Here is a 1,941-nt window from a genome sequence, read left to right as displayed (position 1 = left end):
ACGCGCCCATTGCGGTTGCCGACACGGATGCGGCGACCGAGGATGCTGCGGCGGTGACCGGCACTGTTGCCGGTAACGACAGCGATGCCGACGGCGACACGCTGACGTTCGCACTGGCAGCGCCGGTCGCGGGTCTGACGCTGAACGCCGACGGCAGCTACAGCTTCGACCCGAGCGACGTGGCCTATCAGGACTTGGCGGTCGGTGAGACGCGCGACGTGGTCGCAAGCTATACCGTCTCCGATGGCAATGGTGGTACTGCGACTTCGACGCTGACCATCACGGTCACCGGCACGAACGATGCACCAGTGGCGGTGGCTGATATTGCTGCGGCGTCTGAGGACGCCGCGGCGGTGACCGGCACGGTCGCCGGTAACGACAGCGATGCCGACGGCGACACGCTGACGTTCGCACTGGCGGCGCCGGTGGCGGGCCTGACGCTGAACTCGGATGGCAGCTACAGCTTCGACCCGAGCGATGCTGCCTATCAGGACCTGGCGGTCGGCGAGACGCGCGATGTGGTCGCAAGCTATACCGTTTCCGACGGCAACGGCGGTACTGCGAGCTCGACGCTGACCATCACGGTCACCGGCGCCAATGATGCGCCCACTGCTGTTGCCGACACGTCTGCGGCGGCTGAGGACGCCGCGGCCGTAACCGGCACGGTTGCCGGTAACGACAGCGACGTTGACGGAGACACGCTGAGCTATACGCTCGATGCCGCGGTGGCGGGTCTGACGCTGAACGCCGACGGCAGCTACAGCTTCGATCCGAGCGATGCTGCGTATCAGGATCTGGCGGCCGGCGAGACGCGAGATGTGGTCGCAGGCTATACCGTTTCCGATGGCAACGGCGGCACTGCAAGCTCAACACTGACGATCACGGTCACCGGCACGAATGACGCGCCTACGGCAGGTGCTGATAGCTATACCGTCGCCGAAGATGCCGCGCTGACCATAGCCGCTGCAGCCGGGGTCCTGACCAATGACGGCGACACAGACGGTGACGCGCTCAGTGCCCTGCTGGTCGCTGGACCGGCCAATGGCACCCTGACGCTCAATGCCGACGGCAGCTTCGTCTATACACCGAACGCGGACTACATCGGACCCGACAGCTTCACCTACCGCGCCAACGACGGGACCGCTGACAGTGCTCCGGTCACGGTCGACATCACCGTGACACCTTCCAATGACGCGCCGACAGCGGCGGCCGACACGGATGCGGCGACCGAGGATGCTGCGGCGGTGACCGGCACTGTTGCTGGTAACGACAGCGATGCCGACGGCGACACGCTGAGCTATACGCTTGATGCCGCGGTCGCGGGCCTGACATTGAATGCCGACGGCAGCTACAGCTTCGATCCGAGCGATGCTGCCTATCAAGACCTGGCGGTCGGTGAGACGCGCGATGTGGTCGCAAGCTACACGGTCTCTGACGGCAATAGCGGTGCTGCGACGTCGACGCTGACGATCACGGTCACCGGCACCAATGATGCGCCCGCTGCTGCTGCCGATCTCTATGCCGTCACCGAGGACGACACACTGACCATTGCCGCCGCGGCGGGCGTTCTTGCCAATGACAGCGATCCCGATGGTGATGCGCTTAGCGCCCTGCTGGTCACCGGACCAGCGAACGGCACGCTGACGCTCAGCCCTGACGGCAGCTTCGTCTATACACCGAACGCGGACTACATCGGACCTGACAGTTTCACCTACCGCGCCAACGACGGGACCGCTGACAGTGCTCCGGTCACGGTCGACATCACCGTGACACCTTCCAATGACGCGCCCATTGCGGTTGCCGACACGGATGCGGCCACCGAGGATGCTGCGCCGGTGACCGGCACTGTTGCTGGTAACGACAGCGATGCCGACGGCGACACGCTGAGCTATACGCTCGATGCCGCGGTGGCCGGCCTGACGTTCAATGCCGACGGCAGCT

The 1,941-nt window shown here is 65.3% G+C and carries 1 protein-coding gene; it reads left to right on the top strand.

The features are described from left to right. The coding region (locus JNO53_RS15240; protein WP_203113624.1) for a cadherin-like domain-containing protein at positions 1 to 1,941 on the top strand (1,941 nt) is incomplete at both ends.

Origin of the sequence: Altererythrobacter sp. C41 (assembly GCF_016803135.1) — a bacterium.
In the GTDB taxonomy this organism is placed as follows: Bacteria; Pseudomonadota; Alphaproteobacteria; order Sphingomonadales; family Sphingomonadaceae; genus Pelagerythrobacter.
Note: the sequence above shows the minus strand (reverse complement) of the source record. Positions and strands in the feature narration are given on the sequence as shown.